Annotated in this window: 16 protein-coding genes; 14 read left to right on the forward strand and 2 right to left on the reverse strand. The window is 57.8% G+C overall.

The window, feature by feature from the left end:
* Positions 1-216: 216 nt before the first annotated feature.
* The 13 genes from CXK96_RS09805 (at position 217) to sstT (ending at position 17,492) form a co-directional block, all read left to right on the forward strand.
* On the forward strand, positions 217-3,048 hold the full coding sequence (locus CXK96_RS09805; RefSeq protein ID WP_102836263.1) for a 2-oxoglutarate dehydrogenase E1 component: 2,832 nt from the start codon (positions 217-219) through the stop codon (positions 3,046-3,048).
* A gap of 67 nt (positions 3,049-3,115) precedes the next feature.
* Positions 3,116-4,342 carry a 2-oxoglutarate dehydrogenase complex dihydrolipoyllysine-residue succinyltransferase gene (odhB, locus tag CXK96_RS09810; protein WP_102836264.1) on the forward strand — a complete coding sequence of 409 codons (1,227 nt, stop codon included), beginning with the start codon at positions 3,116-3,118 and terminating at the stop codon, positions 4,340-4,342.
* Positions 4,343-4,435: 93 nt separating this feature from the next.
* Positions 4,436-5,872 carry a dihydrolipoyl dehydrogenase gene (gene lpdA, locus CXK96_RS09815; RefSeq protein WP_102836265.1) on the forward strand — a complete coding sequence of 479 codons (1,437 nt, stop codon included), beginning with the start codon at positions 4,436-4,438 and terminating at the stop codon, positions 5,870-5,872.
* A 175-nt stretch (positions 5,873-6,047) separates the two neighbouring features.
* Positions 6,048-7,214, forward strand: coding sequence for an ADP-forming succinate--CoA ligase subunit beta (gene sucC / locus CXK96_RS09820; protein ID WP_102836266.1), 1,167 nt, complete (start codon positions 6,048-6,050; stop codon positions 7,212-7,214).
* Complete coding sequence (gene sucD / locus CXK96_RS09825; protein ID WP_102836267.1) at positions 7,214-8,101, forward strand: succinate--CoA ligase subunit alpha; 888 nt, start codon at positions 7,214-7,216, stop codon at positions 8,099-8,101. The genes sucC and sucD overlap by 1 nt, the downstream gene beginning before the upstream one ends.
* Positions 8,102-8,375: 274 nt before the next feature.
* Positions 8,376-9,686: a branched-chain amino acid transport system II carrier protein gene (gene brnQ / locus CXK96_RS09830; protein WP_102836268.1), complete on the forward strand. Its 1,311-nt coding sequence runs from the start codon at positions 8,376-8,378 to the stop codon at positions 9,684-9,686.
* Between the two features lie 93 nt (positions 9,687-9,779).
* Entirely contained in the window at positions 9,780-10,505 is a 726-nt protein-coding gene (locus tag CXK96_RS09835) for a DUF599 domain-containing protein (protein WP_102836269.1), read from the forward strand.
* Positions 10,506-10,561: 56 nt separating this feature from the next.
* Entirely contained in the window at positions 10,562-11,020 is a 459-nt protein-coding gene (locus tag CXK96_RS09840) for a PaaI family thioesterase (protein WP_102836270.1), read from the forward strand.
* Positions 11,017-11,463: a PaaI family thioesterase gene (locus tag CXK96_RS09845; protein WP_102836271.1), complete on the forward strand. Its 447-nt coding sequence runs from the start codon at positions 11,017-11,019 to the stop codon at positions 11,461-11,463. The genes CXK96_RS09840 and CXK96_RS09845 overlap by 4 nt, the downstream gene beginning before the upstream one ends.
* A 46-nt stretch (positions 11,464-11,509) precedes the next feature.
* On the forward strand, positions 11,510-12,760 hold the full coding sequence (locus CXK96_RS09850) for an MFS transporter (RefSeq protein WP_102836272.1): 1,251 nt from the start codon (positions 11,510-11,512) through the stop codon (positions 12,758-12,760).
* 141 nt (positions 12,761-12,901) lie between these two features.
* On the forward strand, positions 12,902-14,809 hold the full coding sequence (htpG, locus tag CXK96_RS09855; protein ID WP_102836273.1) for a molecular chaperone HtpG: 1,908 nt from the start codon (positions 12,902-12,904) through the stop codon (positions 14,807-14,809).
* Between the two features lie 157 nt (positions 14,810-14,966).
* Positions 14,967-15,977: an amidohydrolase family protein gene (locus CXK96_RS09860; RefSeq protein ID WP_256061654.1), complete on the forward strand. Its 1,011-nt coding sequence runs from the start codon at positions 14,967-14,969 to the stop codon at positions 15,975-15,977.
* Between the two features lie 276 nt (positions 15,978-16,253).
* Entirely contained in the window at positions 16,254-17,492 is a 1,239-nt protein-coding gene (gene sstT, locus CXK96_RS09865; protein WP_102836275.1) for a serine/threonine transporter SstT, read from the forward strand.
* A gap of 130 nt (positions 17,493-17,622) precedes the next feature.
* Here sstT and fabB read toward each other — a convergent pair whose 3' ends face one another.
* Entirely contained in the window at positions 17,623-18,840 is a 1,218-nt protein-coding gene (fabB, locus tag CXK96_RS09870) for a beta-ketoacyl-ACP synthase I (RefSeq protein WP_102836276.1), read from the reverse strand.
* A gap of 11 nt (positions 18,841-18,851) precedes the next feature.
* Positions 18,852-19,367 carry a 3-hydroxyacyl-[acyl-carrier-protein] dehydratase FabA gene (fabA, locus tag CXK96_RS09875; RefSeq protein ID WP_045426348.1) on the reverse strand — a complete coding sequence of 172 codons (516 nt, stop codon included), beginning with the start codon at positions 19,365-19,367 and terminating at the stop codon, positions 18,852-18,854.
* A 396-nt stretch (positions 19,368-19,763) separates the two neighbouring features.
* On the opposite strand from fabA, the gene CXK96_RS09880 reads away from it, so the two are divergent.
* Positions 19,764-20,786 carry an NAD(P)H-dependent glycerol-3-phosphate dehydrogenase gene (locus CXK96_RS09880; RefSeq protein ID WP_102836277.1) on the forward strand — a complete coding sequence of 341 codons (1,023 nt, stop codon included), beginning with the start codon at positions 19,764-19,766 and terminating at the stop codon, positions 20,784-20,786.
* The last annotated feature ends 6 nt before the right edge of the window (positions 20,787-20,792 follow it).

A 20,792-nucleotide genomic window follows, 5' to 3' on the forward strand; every position in this document is an offset into this window, starting at 1 on the left:
GAGTTCAACTCGGCGCCGTAGTCTTAGTAGGAACCCCAGCTCACAAAGCCGTGGTTTCGCTCTGAAAATTTGATGACCAGCAGGGGCATCCGGGGTGGTTCTCGGAAACTATCTGCGCGGTCCGTAGTGGCTTTACCTGGGTCGCTGCTTCAGAACTTGGGAAGTCATGCTGCGGTCTCCACGCTGGTGGTGTCTCCTTATCGAAGGTGACCAGACATGCAAGAAAGCGTAATGCAGCGCATGTGGGACAGTGCCCACCTATCCGGTGGTAACGCTGCCTATGTGGAAGAGCTCTACGAGCTCTACCTGCACGATCCCAACGCTGTGCCAGAAGAATGGCGCACCTATTTCCAGAAGCTGCCAGTCAGCGGTGGCGCTGCGGCCGATGTATCGCATTCGACAATCCGCGATCACTTCGTGTTGTTGGCCAAAAACCAACGCCGCGCTCAGCCTGCTTCGGCCGGTAGTGTCAGTAGCGAGCATGAGAAGAAACAGGTCGAAGTCCTGCGTCTTATTCAGGCGTACCGGATGCGGGGCCATCAGGTGGCTCAGCTTGATCCGCTCGGCTTGCAGCAACGGCCGGCGCCCGCCGACTTGGCAATCAACAACTACGCTCTGACTGACGCCGATCTGGATACGGTATTCCGTACCGGCGACCTTGCCATGGGCAAAGATCAGGCAACCTTGCGTGAAATTCACCAAGCGCTGCAAGAGACGTATTGCCGCACTATCGGGGCTGAGTTCACCCACATCGTCGACTCAGACCAGCGCAACTGGTTTCTGCAAAGACTCGAAAGCGTTCGTGGTCGCCCGTCTTTCTCGCCTGAAATCAAGAGTCACCTGCTTGAGCGGCTGACGGCTGCTGAGGGCCTGGAAAAGTACCTGGGCACCAAGTATCCGGGCACCAAGCGTTTTGGCCTTGAAGGTGGCGAAAGTCTGATTCCATTGCTGGATGAAATAATCCAACGCTCAGGCTCTTATGGCACCAAGGAAATCGTCATTGGCATGGCCCACCGTGGCCGCCTCAACGTACTGGTCAACACCTTCGGCAAAAACCCGCGCGACCTCTTCGACGAATTCGAAGGCAAGAAGGTTGAAGGCCTCAGTTCCGGCGATGTGAAGTATCACCAGGGCTTTTCCTCGAACGTGATGACTCCGGGTGGCGAAATACACTTGGCGATGGCGTTCAACCCGTCGCACCTGGAAATCGTTTCGCCGGTCGTTGAAGGCTCCGTCCGTGCCCGTCAGGATCGTCGTTGCGATGCGGTGGGCGATAAGGTTCTGCCGGTCACGATTCATGGTGATGCCGCCGTGGCGGGGCAGGGCGTCGTGATGGAAACGTTCCAGATGTCCCAGACTCGTGCGTATCGCACGGGAGGTACCATCCGGATCGTGATCAACAATCAGGTTGGCTTTACCACCAACAAGCAAGAAGATGCGCGCTCCACTGAGTATGCGACCGACGTTGCAAAGATGATCCAGGCGCCGATCTTCCACGTGAATGCGGATGATCCAGAAGCTGTTCTCTTCGTCACGCAGCTCGCAGTCGATTACCGGATGCAGTTCAAGCGCGACATTGTTATCGACCTGATTTGCTACCGCCGTCGTGGTCACAACGAAGCGGATGAGCCTAGCGGCACTCAGCCACTGATGTATCAGAAGATCGCCAAGCAGCGCACTACGCGTGAGCTGTATGCCGATTCGCTGACGCAATCAAAAGTTCTCGACAACGAGCGCGTTCAGGCCAAGGTCGACGAGTATCGTGCCGCGTTGGACAACGGTCTTCACGTGGTCAAGAGCCTGGTCAAAGAGCCGAACAAGGAATTGTTTGTTGATTGGCGTCCTTATCTGGGTCATACATGGACTGCTCGCTACGACACGCGTTTCGAATTGAAGGCGCTGCAGGAGCTGTCCAGCAAGATGCTGGCGGTGCCGGAAGGCTTCGTTGTTCAGCGGCAGGTTTCGAAGATTCTCGAAGATCGCCAGAAGATGGGAGCCGGTGCGCTCGCCATTAACTGGGGCTACGCCGAGACACTGGCCTATGCAACCCTGCTGTTCGAAGGCCACCCGGTTCGTATCAGTGGTCAGGACGTGGGTCGGGGCACCTTCTCGCACCGCCATGCGGCGTTGCACAACCAGAAGGATGGCAGCACCTACATCCCGCTTCAGCATCTTTACGAAGGCCAGCCTCGCTTCGACCTCTACGACTCCTTCCTGTCGGAGGAGGCGGTACTGGCGTTTGAGTATGGTTATGCCACTACCATGCCGAACGCATTGGTGGTGTGGGAGGCTCAGTTCGGTGACTTCGCCAACGGTGCACAGGTCGTCATAGATCAGTTCATCACCAGCGGCGAGCACAAGTGGGGCCGGCTGTGTGGTCTGACCATGCTATTGCCGCACGGCTATGAAGGGCAGGGACCAGAGCATTCGTCAGCACGTCTGGAGCGCTATCTGCAACTGTGCGCTGAGCACAACATCCAGGTGTGCGTGCCGACAACTCCGGCTCAGGTCTATCACATGCTTCGCCGGCAGGCGATCCGTCCCCTGCGCAAGCCTCTGGTAGCGCTGACGCCGAAGTCCCTGCTGCGTCATAAGCTGGCGACCTCGACTCTGGAAGACCTGACCCAAGGTTCTTTCCTGACTGTGATTCCAGAGGTCGATCAGATCGATCCGAGCAAGGTCGAACGCGTTGTCATGTGCAGTGGCAAGGTTTATTACGATCTGCTGGACAAGCGCCGCAACGAGGGTCGTGAGGACATCGCCATCGTTCGCCTGGAACAGCTGTATCCGTTCCCAGAAGATGATTTGGCTGAGGTGCTTGCGCCTTACCAGAACATCAAGAATATCGTCTGGTGTCAGGAAGAGCCTATGAACCAGGGTGCCTGGTATTGCAGCCAACATCATATGCGTCGTGTCGCCGTCGCACACAAGAAGGAGCTGTTCCTGCAATACGCGGGTCGTGAAGCTTCTGCAGCGCCTGCGGTCGGTTACGCCTCCATGCACGCCGAACAGCAGGAAAAACTGCTGCAGGACGCCTTCACCGTTTAATCATTCTTGCAAGAGGCCGCGAACATCGCGGCCTTGATGTAAAAACCGAATCAATAGGACCCAGCTAATGGCTATCGAGATCAAAGCCCCTCAATTTCCGGAATCGGTTGCTGACGGCACCGTTGCGACCTGGCACAAGCAGCCAGGCGATGCGGTAAAGCGTGACGAGCTTATTGTCGACATCGAGACCGACAAAGTTGTTATGGAAGTGCTGGCCGAAGCGGATGGCGTGCTGAGCGAAATCGTCAAAAATGAAGGCGATACCGTCCTCAGCGGTGAGCTGCTTGGCAAGCTCGACGCAGGTGCAACAGCCTCTGCTCCCGCCGCATCGGCACCGGCTGAAACCGCTGCTCCAGCAACCTCTGCAGCTTCGGCACCGGCAACCGGCGCAGAAGATGCGATCCTCGCGCCTGCTGCCCGTAAGCTGGCCGAAGAAAACGGCATCGACCCGAACAGCGTCAAGGGCACTGGTAAAGACGGTCGCGTCACTAAAGAAGACCTGGTTGCCGCTATCGAAGCCAAGAAGTCCGCTCCGGCTGCTAGCAAGCCTGCTGCCAGCACTGCTGCTGCTCCTGTCGCAGCGGGCGGTGATCGCACCGAGAAGCGCGTGCCGATGACCCGTCTGCGTGCGAAGGTTGCCGAGCGCCTGGTCGAGGCTCAGTCGAACATGGCGATGCTGACGACCTTCAACGAGGTCGACATGACCGAAGTCATGGCCCTTCGTTCGAAGTACAAGGATCTTTTCGAGAAGACACACAATGGCGTGCGTCTGGGCTTCATGTCCTTCTTCGTCAAAGCTTCTGTTGAAGCGTTGAAGCGTTTCCCCGCAGTCAACGCGTCGATCGATGGCACTGACATTGTCTACCACGGCTATCAGGACATCGGTGTCGCTGTCTCCAGTGATCGTGGCCTGGTCGTCCCTGTTCTGCGCAATGCCGAACTGATGAACCTGGCTGAAGTCGAAAGCGGCATCGCCACCTTCGGCAAGAAGGCGCGTGATGGCAAGCTGTCGATTGATGAGATGACTGGCGGCACCTTCACCATCACCAATGGCGGTACGTTCGGTTCGATGATGTCGACCCCGATCGTGAACCCGCCACAGGCCGCTATCCTGGGCATGCACAACATTCTGCAGCGTCCGATGGCTGTAAATGGTCAGGTGGTTATCCGGCCGATGATGTACTTGGCGCTGTCCTATGACCATCGCCTGATCGACGGCAAGGAAGCGGTCAGCTTCCTGGTGACCATCAAGAACCTGCTGGAAGATCCGGCGCGTCTGTTGCTGGACATCTAACAAGCGTCACGGGCTGCAGTTGGCAGGCTAGGCATTTGCTGGGCCTGCTGTCTGCGGCCTTTGATTTTTTTGCTGCACTCAAGAGGATTCGTAATGAGCCAGAAATTCGACGTCGTCGTGATCGGTGCCGGCCCCGGCGGTTATGTTGCAGCCATTCGCGCAGCGCAGCTGGGTCTGAAGACCGCCTGTATCGAAAAATATCAGGGCAAGGAAGGCAAAACCGCACTTGGCGGAACCTGCCTGAACGTCGGTTGCATTCCATCCAAGGCGCTGCTGGACAGCTCCTACAAGTTCCACGAAGCCCACGAGAGCTTCAAGGTTCACGGCATCAGCACTGGCGAAGTGGCCATGGATGTCCCGACGATGGTCGCTCGCAAGGACCAGATCGTTAAGAACCTGACTGGTGGTGTTGCCGGCCTGATGAAGGCCAACGGCGTGACCGTGTTCGAAGGCCACGGCAAGCTGCTCAGTGGCAAGCAGGTTGAAGTCACCGGCCTCGACGGCAACACACAGGTCCTGGGCGCAGAGCATGTGATCCTGGCTTCCGGTTCCAAACCAGTCGACATTCCGCCGGCACCGGTTGATCAGAACATCATTGTTGACTCCACTGGCGCGCTAGATTTCCAGAGCGTTCCGGCCAAGCTTGGCGTTATTGGCGCTGGCGTCATCGGGTTGGAGCTGGGTTCGGTATGGGCGCGCCTGGGGGCGGAAGTCACTGTCCTCGAAGCAATGGACAAATTCTTGCCTGCCGCGGATGAGCAGATTTCCAAAGAAGCCTTCAAGGTGCTGAGCAAGCAGGGCCTGAAGATTCTGCTGGGCGCCCGAGTCACTGGCTCCCAAGTCAATGGCGATCAGGTTACGGTCAACTTCACCAACGCAGAAGGCGAGCAGCAGCAGACCTTCGACAAGCTGATCGTTGCAGTCGGCCGCCGTCCGGTGACTACCGATCTGCTCGCTGCTGACGCAGGTGTTGATATGGATGAGCGCGGCTTCATCTTCGTCGATGATCAGTGCGCGACCAGCGTTCCGGGTGTTTACGCCATTGGCGACGTCGTTCGTGGAGCCATGCTTGCGCACAAAGCATCTGAAGAGGGTGTGATGGTTGCCGAGCGGATTGCCGGGCATAAATCGCAAATGAACTACGACCTGGTTCCATCGGTCATCTATACCCATCCGGAAATCGCATGGGTCGGCAAGACCGAGCAGGTGTTGAAGGCCGAGGGCGTCGAGATCAACGTGGGCACCTTCCCGTTCGCCGCCAGTGGCCGTGCCATGGCAGCAAACGACACGGCTGGTTTGGTCAAAGTCATTGCTGATGCCAAGACTGACCGTGTTCTGGGTGTGCATGTCATGGGGCCGGCGGCGGCCGAGCTGGTTCAGCAGGGCGCGATCGGCATGGAATTTGGCACCAGCGCCGAAGACCTTGGCATGATGGTGTTCTCGCACCCGACTATGTCCGAAGCGCTTCACGAAGCTGCGCTGGCGGTAAATGGTCACGCGATTCACATTGCCAATCGCAAGAAGCGCTAACGGCGCAGCAGCAAACGGCGGCATGCACTGGGCTTTCAGGCCTAGTGCAGCTGCCGAATACCTTCGCGCAAGGTATGACAGGTCTTTGAAAGGTATCTTCGATAGTTTTCAGCGACTTGAGGTGACGCCGCAGCAATGTGGTGTCTGATGCACATCAAACCGAACGGTAGCTAAGATGAATCTTCACGAATATCAGGGTAAGCAACTGTTTGCCGAGTACGGACTGCCGGTCTCCAAGGGCTACGCGATCGATAGCCCTAAAGAAGCGGCAGAAGCCTGTGATCAGATCGGTGGTACCGAGTGGGTGGTCAAGGCACAGGTTCATGCGGGTGGTCGCGGCAAGGCGGGCGGCGTCAAACTCGTCCGCAGCAAGGACGAAGCCCGAGCATTCGCCGAGCAGTGGCTGGACAAGCGCCTGGTGACCTACCAGACCGACGCCAACGGACAGCCGGTCAGCAAGATTCTCGTAGAAGCCTGCACCGACATTGATAAAGAACTGTACCTGGGTGCCGTCGTTGATCGCGCAACTCGCCGGGTGGTCTTCATGGCCTCCACCGAAGGCGGCGTCGACATCGAAAAAGTCGCTCACGACACGCCGGAAAAAATCCTCAAGGCAACCATTGATCCGCTCGTTGGCGCTCAGCCGTTCCAAGGTCGTGAGCTGGCGTTCCAGCTTGGCCTCAAAGGCGATCAGGTCAAGCAGTTCGTTCATATTTTCGTAGGCTTGGCCAAGCTGTTCGTCGACTACGATTTGGCGCTGCTCGAAGTGAATCCGCTGGTGATCAAGAAAGACGGCAACCTGCACTGCCTGGATGCCAAGCTGAATATCGACAGTAATGCGATTTATCGCCAGCCCAAGCTGCGCGGTATGCAGGACCCCTCCCAGGACGACCCACGTGAGGCCCATGCGGCGAAGTGGGAACTCAACTACGTGGCGCTTGAAGGCAACATCGGTTGCATGGTCAACGGTGCCGGTCTGGCCATGGGCACCATGGATATCGTCAACCTGCATGGCGGCAAGCCTGCAAACTTCCTCGACGTCGGTGGCGGCGCAACTGAAGAACGCGTGACAGAGGCCTTCAAGATCATTCTGTCGGACGAAAACGTCGCAGCGGTTCTGGTCAACATTTTCGGCGGCATCGTTCGCTGCGACATGATTGCCGAAGGCATCATCGGCGCGGTCAAGGAAGTCGGCGTCAAGGTGCCAGTGGTTGTGCGCCTGGAAGGCAACAACGCCGAGCTCGGTGCCAAGATGCTGGGTGAAAGTGGTCTGAACATCATCGGCGCAACCAGCTTGACCGATGCGGCCATTCAAGTCGTCAAAGCCGCGGAGGGCAAGTAATGAGCGTCCTGATCAATAAAGACACCAAGGTCATTTGCCAGGGCTTCACCGGCTCGCAAGGCACCTTCCACTCCGAGCAGGCTATCGAGTACGGCACCAAGATGGTCGGCGGCGTTACCCCGGGTAAGGGCGGTACTACGCATCTGGGGCTGCCTGTTTTCAACACGGTCAAAGAAGCGGTTGCAGCTACTGGTGCTGATGCGTCAGTGATCTACGTGCCAGCACCGTTCTGCAAGGACTCGATTCTTGAAGCGGTGTTCGGCGGTATCAAGCTGATCGTCTGCATCACCGAAGGCATTCCGACCCTCGATATGCTCGAAGTGAAGATCAAGTGCGATGAAATGGGCGTTCGCCTGATTGGGCCGAACTGCCCGGGTGTGATCACGCCCGGCGAGTGCAAAATCGGTATCCAGCCTGGTCACATCCACATGCCGGGCAAGGTCGGCATCGTGTCTCGTTCGGGCACGCTGACCTATGAAGCGGTCAAGCAGACCACTGATGCCGGTTTCGGTCAGTCCACCTGCGTGGGTATCGGCGGCGATCCGATTCCGGGCTCGACCTTCATCGATATCCTCAAGCTCTTCCAAGAAGATCCGCAGACCGAGGCGATCGTCATGATCGGCGAGATCGGTGGTTCTGCCGAGGAGGAGGCTGCTGCTTACATCAAGGCCAATGTCACCAAGCCGGTAGTGTCGTACATCGCCGGTGTTACGGCGCCTGCAGGCAAGCGGATGGGGCACGCTGGCGCGATCATCTCGGGCGGTAAAGGAACGGCAGACGAGAAGTTTGCAGCGCTGCAGGATGCCGGCGTGAAGACAGTTCGCTCGCTTGCCGATATCGGTAAAGCGCTGGCGGAAGTCACTGGCTGGGAAGCCAAGCAGGCCTGATTTCCAGCCTGCGTTGCCTGATGCCAGTCAGCCCTGTCTGACTGGCATTTTTGTTTCTGCAGGATGACGCCGGTGGCATTGCTCCGTCATCGCGAACCCGAGCAGCAATCGTCCAGCTTTGCGCCGTCTCAGATGGGACGGTGACTCCTCGCCCTTACGGGCCATTTCGATTAAGGTGCGTGCTTTTTTTCAGGCGGCTCGGTGTGAGTCGTATCTGGAAGTACGCGCTTGGCGCATTCCTCGCGCCTGAACCTTCTGTAGTGGTGATAGTTCAATGACTCGACTGAAAGGCCTCGACCTGCTGGCCCTCGGCTTCATGACGTTCGCGCTGTTTCTCGGCGCTGGCAACATCATTTTTCCACCCAGTGCCGGGATGGCTGCGGGACAGTCACTTTGGTTTGCTGCGTTGGGGTTTCTGCTGACAGGCGTCGGCTTGCCCTTGCTGACTGTGGTCGCGCTGGCGCGGGTCGGCGGCGGGATGGATCGCTTGACCGCTCCGCTGGGGCGTGGCGCTGGCACGCTGCTGGCCGTCGCCGTGTACCTGGCCATCGGCCCGCTGTTCGCGACGCCGCGAACGGCAGTGGTTTCGTTTGAAATGGGAATTGCACCCTTCACCGGCAACGCTGCCGTTCCCCTGTTCGTTTACACAACGCTGTTCTTTTCGGCGACGTTGTTCCTGGCGGTCAATCCTGGTCAGCTGGTGAACCGCGTCGGCAAGTTCATCACACCGGTTCTGTTGGCAGCGCTGCTGGTGCTGGGCGGCGCAGCCGTGTTCGCGCCGGCTGGCGATATTGGCGTCACCGCTGAGAGCTACCGCAGCGGTCCGCTGCTTAAAGGGTTTCTGGAAGGCTATCTGACCATGGACACCCTGGGCGCGCTGGTATTTGGCATTGTGATCGCGACAGCGATCCGTGATCGCGGTGTGTCCAGCCCGGCTCTGGTGACACGCTACTCAATGGTTGCAGGTGCCATAGCCGCGCTTGGATTGTCACTGGTGTATCTGACGTTGTTCTATTTGGGCGCAACCAGTCAGGGCATCGCTGGCGAGGCACAAAACGGTGTGCAGATTCTGACTACGTACGTGCAACACACCTTCGGTACTACAGGGAGCCTGTTGCTTGCGATCGTGATTACGCTGGCCTGCCTGACGACAGCGGTTGGGCTGACGACTGCTTGTGGCGAATTCTTCAGCGGTTTGATGCCGGTTGGTTATCGCACTGTTGTGGTGGTCTTCACGCTGTTCAGCCTGTTGGTGGCCAATCAGGGCCTGACACAGCTAATCAGTGTCTCTGTGCCCGTGCTGGTTGGGCTCTACCCACTGGCGATCATGCTGGTGGCGCTGAATCTGCTGGATCGCTGCTGGGTTTCGCCTAGCCGGGTTTTCGTCCCGGTGATGGCGGTGACATTGGTCTTCGGTGTTGCGGATGGGTTGTCGGCGGCCGGCTTTACCGACCTGGTTCCCGTTCTGTTCACCAAACTACCCTTGGCCGCGCAGAGCATGGGCTGGTTGGTGCCGGTGCTGGTGACGCTGGTAATTGCTTTCGCTATGGATCGACTGGTTGGTGAGCGGCGTCTCGCAACGTGAGGGCCGTTGCTCCTGGTGTAAGACTGATCGCCCGGATGCCTGATCAGCGGTTCCGCTGGTTATAATCACGCGCATGTGTTCAGAGGGATTGTCATGTCTATTCCCAGTCATCTGCTGCCTCATCTGATCGCGGTCGCGTGGTTCGTGCTGTGCTGGGCCGGCTACACCCGCTACGCAAGCTGGCGAGGCAGGGACACGGCATGCCTCGCTAGCGTCCTGCATCTGTATCGTCAGGACTGGATGCGACGCATGCTGCTGCGCGATAACCGCATTGCCGATGCCAATGTGATCGGCAATCTGGAGCGCAACGCGGCGTTTTTCGCCTCCAGTACCTTGATCATTCTGGCCGGCATTTTGACCGCGCTTGGCGCGTCGGAACGTGCTGTTTCACTGTTGGCAGACTTGCCCTTTGCGCAGCCGGTCAGCCGTGGGCTATCCGAAATCAAGCTGTTGGCGTTGGCGGTCGTCTTCGTTTATGCCTTTTTCACGTTCAGCTGGTGCATGCGGCAATACAACTTCGCTGCAGTACTGGTGGCCTCGGCACCCATGGCGGGTGAGCGTAATGTGAGTGACCTTGAGCGCAAGTCGTTCGCCGAGCGGGCTGCCAGGGTTATCTCAATGGCCGCAAACCAGTTTAATTTCGGTCTAAGGGCGTATTACTTCGGGATGGCTACCTTGTCCTGGTTCATTCATCCGTGGTTCTTCATGGTGGTGACCACCGGTGTAGTGCTTGTTCTCTATCGCCGCGAATTTCATTCCGATGTACTTGAAGTCATGGTGTTCACGCCAACATTGCCTGTCGAGCAACCTAAGGAGTAGGGCTCACGCAGGTAGAGCCGCTAAACTGCGCGGCTTGATCTTCTCTGAGAGTCCGCATGAGCGATAGTCTGATACTGGAGCGTACGCAGCGCTTCCTTTCCCTGTTACGCCACTGTCAGGTGCTCGGCATGCGTGTCGAGCATGCAGATGCCAAGGGGCTCACGTTGCGCCTCCCCTATAGCGAAAAGATCGTCAGCAATCCTGAAAGCGGGCTCGTTCACGGCGGAGCGATTACCACCCTGATGGATACCACTTGTGGTATCTCGACGGCATGCGCGCTGCCTGAGCTTGAGATCTGCCCCACACTTGATCTGCGCATCGATTACATGCATCCCGCCGAGCCCAATCACGACGTGTTTGGCTTTGCCGAGTGCTACCGCGTGACGCCGACGGTCATTTTTACCCGTGGAGTCGCTTACCAGCGCGATATCAATGAGCCGATTGCCCACGTAGTCGGCGCCTTCATGCGCATGGGCAAGAATAGCTTGATGACAGGTTCGGAGACGCCGCAATGAGCGCATTGGATCTCGATGCTTTGGTCAGTGAAGCGCACGCCAGCAATGACTATGACGCACTGTTAAAAATGGTGCCGTACGCCCGTCTAATCGGTATTGAGTGTTTGCGACTGGGCGATGAAATGGTGTTCCGGCTTCCAAAGAATCAGGACAACATCGGAAATCCTACGCTTCCGGCGATCCACGGCGGCGTGATTGCGGGCTTCATGGAACATGCCGCGATGCTCCATCTGTTGATGTTCATGGGCGCACCACATTTACCCAAAATCATCGACTTCTCGATAGATTATCTTCGAGCGGGTCACTATCGTGACACCTTTGCCGCCTGCCAGGTCTGGCGCCAGGGACGTCGTGTAGCCAATGTTGCTGTGACAGCCTGGCAAACCAACCAGGCTGAGCCAATCGCGACTGCGCGTTGCCATTTCAAGGTCAACGAGCCCTGACAGGCCAGCCGCCGGCGCTACTGCAGCTGTCTCGAAGGTGTTGTGAATGGATGCGTTGCTGATACTGGGTGGGCTACTGCTGATCCTGGCGGGCCTGATCTGGTTGGTTGTTCTGGCGTTCGGTACAGGCTTGTTGTGGGGCGTGGGTAGCCTACTGCCTCCGGTAACCCTGGTGTATGTAGCTCGGCATTGGAAGGTCGCTCGGAAGGCGGTGGGGCTGTCCGGTTTGGGCGTTATCCCTCTTGTGGTCGGATTTACCTTGCTCGCCAACCACGAGCCGGAGCGAGTTGCGGCCATTGCCAGTCTTGAGTGGCTTGAGCCGGATGAACAGACTCAGAGCCAACAGCTGAGTTTTCGTTTGCACGGCGAGCTTGATGGTCGTTCGTTCAGTCCTCAGTTCGGGAGCTACGTTGATGGCGTGCTGACACTGCGTGAAGGCGACCAGTTGTTCGCTCGGCAGGAAGTGAGCATTCGCCTCGGTGCAAAGCCATCCGGGGCCATACAGGTCGATGTGCTTCCTCAGGACGTTGATCCTGCTCCAGTGGTCGAAATCAACTGGATGCGGCCAGAGCAGGAGCTTCCAGAGGCCCGCCGAATTCAGAGCGGCTATACCCTTCACCTGAACCTGCAGCCAGCGCCGCCGAACAAGCTGGTCGGTGACTTCCACCTGGTCTTGCCGGCTCATTATCAAACAAGCCTCAGCGGACAGGTCGAACTGTTCACCGACAACCTTCGCTATCGCGCGGGTCACGTGGATCTGACACATGACTCGGTTGATACCCTCGCTTATGTGGCCGGTGATTATTTGCAGCGACGGTTCGATACGCGGGATGTGACCATCGAAACCGTAGCGCCTGTCAATTTACCCGCGTCGAGCTTGGTGCTCTCGATAAGCGCCAAGATTGAGGGGGCGGCGCAGCTTTTCGACCTGGCTATCAGCAAGGGTGACCAGGGTTGGGCGGTAGAAGATGACACTTTCCCCCCTTTGAGCGCCGCAGCCGAAACGCCGGTCAAGCAGACCGCTATTAAAAAAGCGTCGCTGCCGGACAGCACTGCATCGGCCCGAGTCGATCGTCGCCAGCGGTTTTCCCTGGCCCGGTTGCTGCGCAATCCGGAGCGTTACGAGCACCTGCAGGTACGCGCACAGACTAAGAGAGGGGGAGTCGCGGAAGGACGCTTTAAAGGGCTGGACCGAGACGGCAATCTGGCTATCCGGCAAAGGCTGAAGGGGGCCGGAGAGGCGGTTTTCAATCTGAGTCCAGACGATATCGTTCTGATCGAACTGCTGGAACCCTAGCTCGCGCCTAAAACGTTACTCCAGGAAAGACTGCAGCTCGCCTTGCAAGGGCTGCACTTGAATTTCCCGCGCAAGACCCCATCTGCTTGTCATCGCCGCAGTCGCGGTCCGTGCCATTGACGAAGTGGAGTTTGCAAGACGATGAGTGTGGAGACTCAAAACAAAGAAACCCTGGGCTTCCAGACCGAAGTGAAGCAGCTGCTTCACCTGATGATTCATTCCTTGTATTCGAATAAGGAAATCTTCCTTCGCGAATTGATTTCCAACGCCTCGGACGCCGCCGACAAGCTTCGATTCGAAGCGTTGGCCAAGCCTGAGCTGCTTGAGGGCGGGGCGGACCTGAAGATTCGCGTCAGCTTCGATAAGGATGCCAAGACTGTCACGCTTGATGACAACGGCATCGGCATGAACCGCGAAGATGTCATTACTCACTTGGGCACTATCGCCAAGTCGGGTACGGCTGATTTCATGAAGCATCTGACCGGTGACCAGAAGAAAGACTCGCATCTGATCGGTCAGTTTGGCGTCGGCTTCTATTCCGCCTTTATCGTCGCGGAGCAGGTTGAAGTATTCAGCCGCCGTGCCGGGACCTCTGCAGAAGAGGGCGTGTACTGGTCTTCGAAGGGCGAGGGCGATTTCGAGGTTGCCAACATCGACAAGGCGGAGCGCGGCACCCGCATCGTTCTGCACCTCAAGTCTGGCGAAGAGGAATTTGCCGACGGTTGGCGCCTTCGCAACATCATCAAGAAGTACTCCGACCACATCGCACTGCCGATTGAATTGCCGAAGGAGTTTCATGGCGAGGAGAAAGACGAGCCGGCAGAGGCTGAGTGGGAAACCGTCAACCGAGCCAGTGCACTCTGGACCCGTCCCCGCACCGAGGTGAAGGACGAGGAGTATCAGGAGTTCTACAAGCACGTCGGTCACGACTTCGAGAATCCGTTGGCGTGGAGCCACAATAAGGTCGAGGGCAAGCTTGAATACACCTCGCTGTTGTTCGTGCCTGGCCGCGCGCCCTTCGACCTGTATCAGCGCGAAGCGCCCAAGGGGCTGAAACTCTACGTCCAGCGCGTTTTCATCATGGATCAGGCGGATGAGTTCCTGCCGTTGTACCTGCGTTTCATCAAAGGCGTAGTCGACTCCAATGACCTCTCGTTGAACGTTTCCCGCGAGATCCTGCAGAAGGATCCGGTGATCGATTCGATGAAGTCGGCGCTGACCAAGCGCGTGCTGGACATGCTGGACAAGCTGGCCAAAGACAAGCCGGAAGACTACAAGAACTTCTGGAAGCAGTTCGGCCAGGTTCTGAAAGAAGGCCCAGCGGAGGACTTCGCCAACAAGGAGAAGATCGCTGGTCTGCTGCGTTTCGCTTCCACCCAAGATGCTTCTGGTGAGCAAAATGTTTCGCTGGCTGACTACCTGGGCCGCGTCAAGGAAGGTCAGGACAAGGTTTACTACCTCACCGGTGAGTCCTATGCGCAGGTGAAAAACAGTCCGCACCTAGAAGTCTTCCGCAAGAAAGGCATCGAGGTGTTACTGCTGACTGACCGCATCGATGAGTGGCTGATGAGCTACCTGACCGAGTTTGACGGCAAGCAGTTCGTTGACGTCGCGCGCGGCGACCTTGACCTCGGCAAGCTGGATACGGAAGAAGACAAGAAGGCTCAGGAAGAGATTGCCAATGCGAAGGAAGGACTGGTGGAGCGTCTCAAGACTGCGCTGGGTGACGAGGTCGCAGAGGTGCGAGTGTCGCACCGTCTGACTGATTCGCCGGCAATCCTGGCGATCGGCGAGCAAGACCTGGGCCTGCAGATGCGTCAGATTCTTGAAGCCAGCGGACAGAAAGTACCGGAGTCGAAGCCGATTTTCGAAATCAACCCGGCACACCCGCTGATCGAAAAGCTTGATGCCGAGCCGGACGAAGATCGCTTCTCCGATCTGTCACACGTCCTCTTCGACCAGGCCGCACTAGCAGCTGGCGATAGCCTGAAAGATCCTGCGGCTTATGTGCAGCGTCTCAACAAGCTCCTAGTTGAGCTGTCCGCTTAACCTTGAGCAGTGTCATTGAAAGGCCCGTCATTGACGGGCCTTTTTTGTTTCGAACGCGGCGCGGGACTTTGTCGTCGGTACCGTTGCGGCGTTATGAACCGCTACGAGGCGGCACGGTCTATCCGCTTGTTCACTAGGAGGACATCGGTTGCTCAATATACGAAACTGTCTCGCAGCGCTGTGCCTGGTTGTTACTGTCACGCCGGTGCAGGCACGGGATTACCACTACAGCGATTCACATCTTCATTTCGTCGATTTTTTCCAAGAGACCGATGGCATGCAGCAACTGCTCAAGGCCATGGACGAGAGCAACATTGACCACGTGATGATCAGCGGCATTCCGGTTGCGAAGAAGTGGCACGAGAACGAGCCTAAGCGTCCGCGATACTACGCAGGAGATGACGCTGCCGTTTACTGGTACAGCGCGACAGATGTGTTAGTTGCAGCCGCGCTTAAAGAGCTGGACGACGACCAGCGCAAACGCTTCCACCCATTTCTGTCAGGGTTCAATCCCAACGACAAAAATGCCGATGCGCACATCCGTCGGATGCTGGATCTCGATCCTGGGCTATGGCAGGGGTTAGGCGAGGTCTTTACTCGGCATGACGATATAACCGCCCTGACCCAGGGCGACACGCCGCGCGCCAACAATGAAGCGCTTACGCGCGTGTATCACCTTGCAGCCGAAGTCGATCTGCCGGTGATGCTGCATTCGAACATCACCTCCAAGCGCGAGCGCAATCCGCTCTATCTTGAGGAGCTCGAAGAGCCGCTGCGAAATCACCCGCATACCCGTTTCATCTGGGCGCATGCCGGGACGAGTATGGAGTTGTATCGGCATCAGAAGAAGCTCGACTTTCTCTTGCCTACCGTTAAGCGACTGCTTGATGACTACCCAAACCTGTATATCGATCTGTCATGGACCATGCTGGAGCCTTACCTACTGGATCGTTCGGGTAATGTCGATCCAGCCTGGGTGGCCTTGGTCGAGCGCCATCCGACGCGCTTCATGATCGGATCGGATGTGGTCGGCCGGTTTGGTGGGGTCGGCGAAGCAATGCGCGCATTTGATCCTTTCCTTGATGCTTTGTCAGAACCTACAGCGCAGAAGGTGGCGCGAGACAATTTCCTTGATGTGCTGCCGCGAAACCGTGGCCGCGGTGAGTGAGATGAGGCAGTGATTGATGAGGTACACGCACGGTGGCGATCTCAAGGCCGGCGCGTGTATCGGTCAAGCACTCAGCGCCTAGCTCTGCCGAGACTATCGCTCTGGTAAGTGACGTATTCAGCACCATTGGTTCGAGAGTTCGACTATCCGTTTCGCCCCAAAGCTGGGCAGGGCGCAAGGAGATGCGTACCATTCGGCGTTTTTCGCAAGGCATTGGCTGTCGCTTCCAGGGCGATTGGCTTCGCCTGACCCAGCCGTCTACGCCGAGACTTCATCATGTCTAGCCTTTCAACCCAGTTATTCCGCGCTTACAACCGAGTCAGCCTTGTTACACAGATCGTCGTTGGCCTTGTTGCCGGCTGTTTGCTGGCTTGGCTGTGGCCTGAGACCGCAGCGTCGGTCAGTTTGCTGGGTGATTTGTTCGTTGCGGGATTGAAGGCGGTCGCGCCAGTATTGGTCTTTGTCCTGGTCACTGCATCACTGGCTAACCACAAGCGGGGGCAGCCGACGCACATTCGCCCAATTCTGGTTCTCTACGCATTGGGTACAGTCAGCGCTGCAATCGTTGCGGTTATCGCCAGCTTCGTGTTTCCGACGAGTTTGACGCTGGTCAGCCAGGCGAATGACGTCATACCGCCTGCGGGGGTAGGGGCTGTTCTAAAAACGTTGCTGTTCAACGTGGTTGATAACCCAGTCCATGCGCTGATTGACGGCAATTTCATCGGTATCCTGGCGTGGGCAATCGGACTTGGATTTGCCTTCAGGCATGCTCGTCAGAGCACCCGCGATCTGATCTCCGATATGTCAGAGGGCGTGACCCTGATCGTCAAGGTTGTTATCGGGTTTGCGCCACTGGGCATTTTCGGACTGGTCGCCGGGACCCTGGCTGAGTCCGGCTTCGCAGCGCTGGCCGGTTACCTACAGCTGTTGATGGTGTTGGTCGGCAGCATGCTGTTCATGGCGCTGGTGGTTAACCCTCTGATCGTGTTCTGGCAGATTCGTGGGAATCCCTATCCACTGGTGCTGACCTGTTTGCGGGAGAGTGGCATAACCGCATTCTTTACCCGCAGCTCAGCAGCCAACATCCCGGTGAACATGCAGTTGTGCGAGCGACTGGGACTGCATAAAGACACCTATTCGGTTTCGATTCCGCTTGGCGCGACCATCAACATGGGCGGTGCGGCTATCACCATCACGGTGTTGACGCTGGCGGCCGTTAACACGCTGGGTATCGCTGTGGACATCCCAACCGCAATTCTGCTCAGTCTGCTGGCGGCGATCTGCGCCTGCGGTGCGTCTGGCGTTGCAGGCGGCTCGCTGCTGTTGATTCCGCTGGCGTGCAGCCTGTTCGGAATTTCTAACGACCTGGCGATGCAAGTCGTTGCGGTCGGCTTCATCATTGGCGTGATTCAGGACTCGGCCGAGACCGCGTTGAACTCCTCGACGGATGCGCTTTTTACCGCAGCTTCGTGCATGGCGCACGGAGATGTAGAAGGCGCTGTGCAGACGTCCTGATCCGCGTGCGTCTACCAGGTCGCGTCCCGCTTAGGCTACTCGACCCGGCGTGATCTACCAGTGAACAAAACACACCACAAACAATAACGGCGCCCTTTAGGCGCCGTTATTGTTTGTAGCGAGGAATCGATCAGCCTTTCCAGCGCTTCAGTACCAGCGTTGCGTTGGTACCGCCAAAGCCAAAGCTGTTACTCATGATGGTGTCGATTTTCGCATCTTCGCGGGTTTCGCGAACGATCGGCATATCGGCTACCTCTGCATCGAGCTCTTCAATGTTGGCCGAGCCAGCAATGAAGTTGCCCTGCATCATCAGCATGCAATAGATCGCTTCGTGGACACCTGCAGCGCCCAGCGAATGTCCGGACAGGCTCTTGGTCGAGCTAATGGCTGGGATCTTATCGCCAAACATGTTGCGTACGGCCTTGCTCTCAGCGACGTCACCCACTGGTGTAGAGGTGCCATGGGTGTTCAGGTAATCAATGTCACCTTCGACTGTGGCCATTGCTTGCTGCATGCAACGCAGTGCGCCTTCGCCGCTCGGTGCCACCATGTCGTAGCCATCGGAAGTAGCGCCGTAACCGACGATTTCCGCATAGATCTTGGCGCCGCGCTTGAGCGCATGCTCCAGCTCTTCAACCACTACCATGCCGCCGCCGCCGGCGATGACGAAACCGTCACGCTTGGCGTCGTAAGCCCGCGAGGCCTTTTCCGGCGTCGCGTTGTACTGGCTGGACAGGGCGCCCATGGCGTCGAACAGGCAGCTCTGGCTCCAGTGTTCTTCCTCGCCGCCGCCGGCAAAGACGACATCCTGCTTGCCCATCTGAATCTGCTCCATCGCATGGCCGATGCAATGCGCACTGGTCGCGCAGGCCGAGGCGATGGAGTAGTTGATGCCCTTGATACGGAACGGCGTTGCCAGGCAGGCGGATACCGTGCTGCTCATGGTGCGCGGCACGCGGTATGGGCCGATGCGCTTGACGCCCTTTTCGCGAAGGATGTCGATGGCTTCCATCTGATTGATGGTGGAAGCGCCGCCGGAGCCGGCGATCAGGCCGATGCGTGGATCGGAAATATCATCAGCGCTGAGCCCCGAATCTTCGAGAGCCTGTTGCATCGCCAGATAGGCGTAAGCCGCCGCATCGCCCATGAAGCGCAAGACCTTGCGGTCGATCAGCTCTTCGAGGTTCAGGTCGACCGAGCCGGAGACCTGGCTACGCAGCCCCATATCGGCATAGGCCTGATTGAAGCGAATACCGGGGTGGCTGGCCCGCAGGTTGGCGGAAACGGTCTCTTTGTCATTGCCGAGGCATGAAACGATGCCCAGGCCGGTGATTACGACGCGACGCATGCGGAAGTCCTTCAGAAGCTATCAGTAGATGTGAACAGGCCGACACGCAAACCTTCGGCACTGTAGATCTCGCGACCATCCACGCTAACGGTGCCATCGGCGATGCCGAGAACCAGAGAGCGGCTGATGGTGCGTTTGATATGGATGTTATAGGTAACTTTCTTGGCGGTCGGCAGGACCTGACCGAAGAACTTGACCTCGCCAGAACCCAGCGCACGACCACGGCCTGGGTTGCCTTGCCACCCTAGGTAGAAACCGACCAGTTGCCACATGGCGTCGAGGCCCAGGCAGCCAGGCATGACTGGGTCCCCTTCGAAATGGCAGGCAAAGAACCAGAGGTCAGGATTGATATCCAGCTCAGCAACCAGCTCGCCCTTGCCGTACTTGCCGCCGACTTCGCTGATATGAACGATGCGGTCGACCATTAGCATGTTCGGTGCCGGCAGTTGCGCATTACCGGGGCCGAACAGCTCGCCGCGGCTGCAACGGAGCAGATCTTCCCGAGTAAAGGCCTGTTGTTTGGTCATGCGTATTCCTCAATGGTCCCTTTATGGAGGGCTTGCTGCATTCATCCGACTCGACAATAGCGAGTCCGGTCATAAGACTAGTCATAGACTGCTGCCTTGCGCTTAAAGTCACAGCGCAGGGACATGAGTACCGCTCGTTTCGACCAACCACGAGACGACCATGGTGGAAACGGGCCCATACTTTAACACTCCTGACCCGTCACCACGACCATGTGACGTTCTGCCTCTGTATAGACCATTGGGGAATGTCTCCTTGCTACGTCTGCAACACAGCTCGGTAGCATCGGTCGGAAATTGTAATCTGATGATTCCGCGGGTATCAGGGTTTGCACTGGTTGCGCTCGAAGCGGCACGTATAATGCCGGCCATTGCACTTGGTGCCTAAACGGATCCCTCATGACTGAACAGCAACCCATCGCGGTGCTTGGCGGCGGCAGCTTCGGAACCGCCATCGCAAACCTGCTCGCCGAAAACGGTCACAGCGTCCGCTTGTGGATGCGCGATGCCGAGCAGGCCGAGAGTATTCGAGCGCACCGCCAGAACCCGCGCTATTTGAAAGGCGTGACGCTGCTGCCGGCCGTAAACGCTGTCACTGATCTAGGGCAGACGCTGGCCGATTGTCGGCTGATCTTTGTTGCGCTGCCCTCCAGTGCCTTGCGCCAGGCTCTTTCCCCCTTCGCAGAGCAGCTGTCGGGCAAGATGTTGGTAAGCACAACTAAAGGCATCGAGGCGCAAGGCTTCATGCTGATGAGTCAGATCCTGGAACAGATCGCGCCTCAGGCCCGCATCGGCGTGATATCAGGGCCCAATCTGGCGCGCGAAGTGGCTGAACACGCTCTAACTGCGACGGTTGTGGCCAGTGACGACGAGGCGCTTTGCCGTTGTGTGCAGCAGGCGCTGCACGGGCGGACCTTTCGGGTCTATGCCAGCTCGGATCGGTTTGGCGTCGAGCTTGGCGGCGCATTGAAAAACGTTTACGCCATCATGGCCGGCATGGCCGCGGCGCTCGGTATGGGAGAAAACACCCGTAGCATGCTGATCACTCGCGCCCTGGCCGAAATGACCCGTTTTGCTGTTAGGCTCGGAGCGAATCCGATGACCTTCCTCGGCTTGGCCGGAGTGGGTGACCTGATCGTGACCTGCACCTCCACGAAAAGCCGAAACTTTCAGGTGGGCTATGCCCTCGGCGAGGGGTTGAGTCTCGATGAAGCCGTGTCACGGCTGGGTGAAGTCGCTGAAGGCGTCAACACCATCAAGGTTTTGAAGGTCAAGGCAGAGGAGCTGCAGGTCTACATGCCGCTGGTCGCAGGTCTGCATGCCATTTTGTTCGAGGGGCGTACGCTGGATCAGGTCATTGCGCTGCTGATGCGCGGCGAACCGAAGACTGACGTCGATTTCATTTCCACCGACGGTTTCTGATACGAC

The sequence above is a fragment of the Stutzerimonas stutzeri genome (genome assembly GCF_002890895.1).
GTDB classification, from domain to species: domain Bacteria; phylum Pseudomonadota; class Gammaproteobacteria; order Pseudomonadales; family Pseudomonadaceae; genus Stutzerimonas; species Stutzerimonas stutzeri_AB.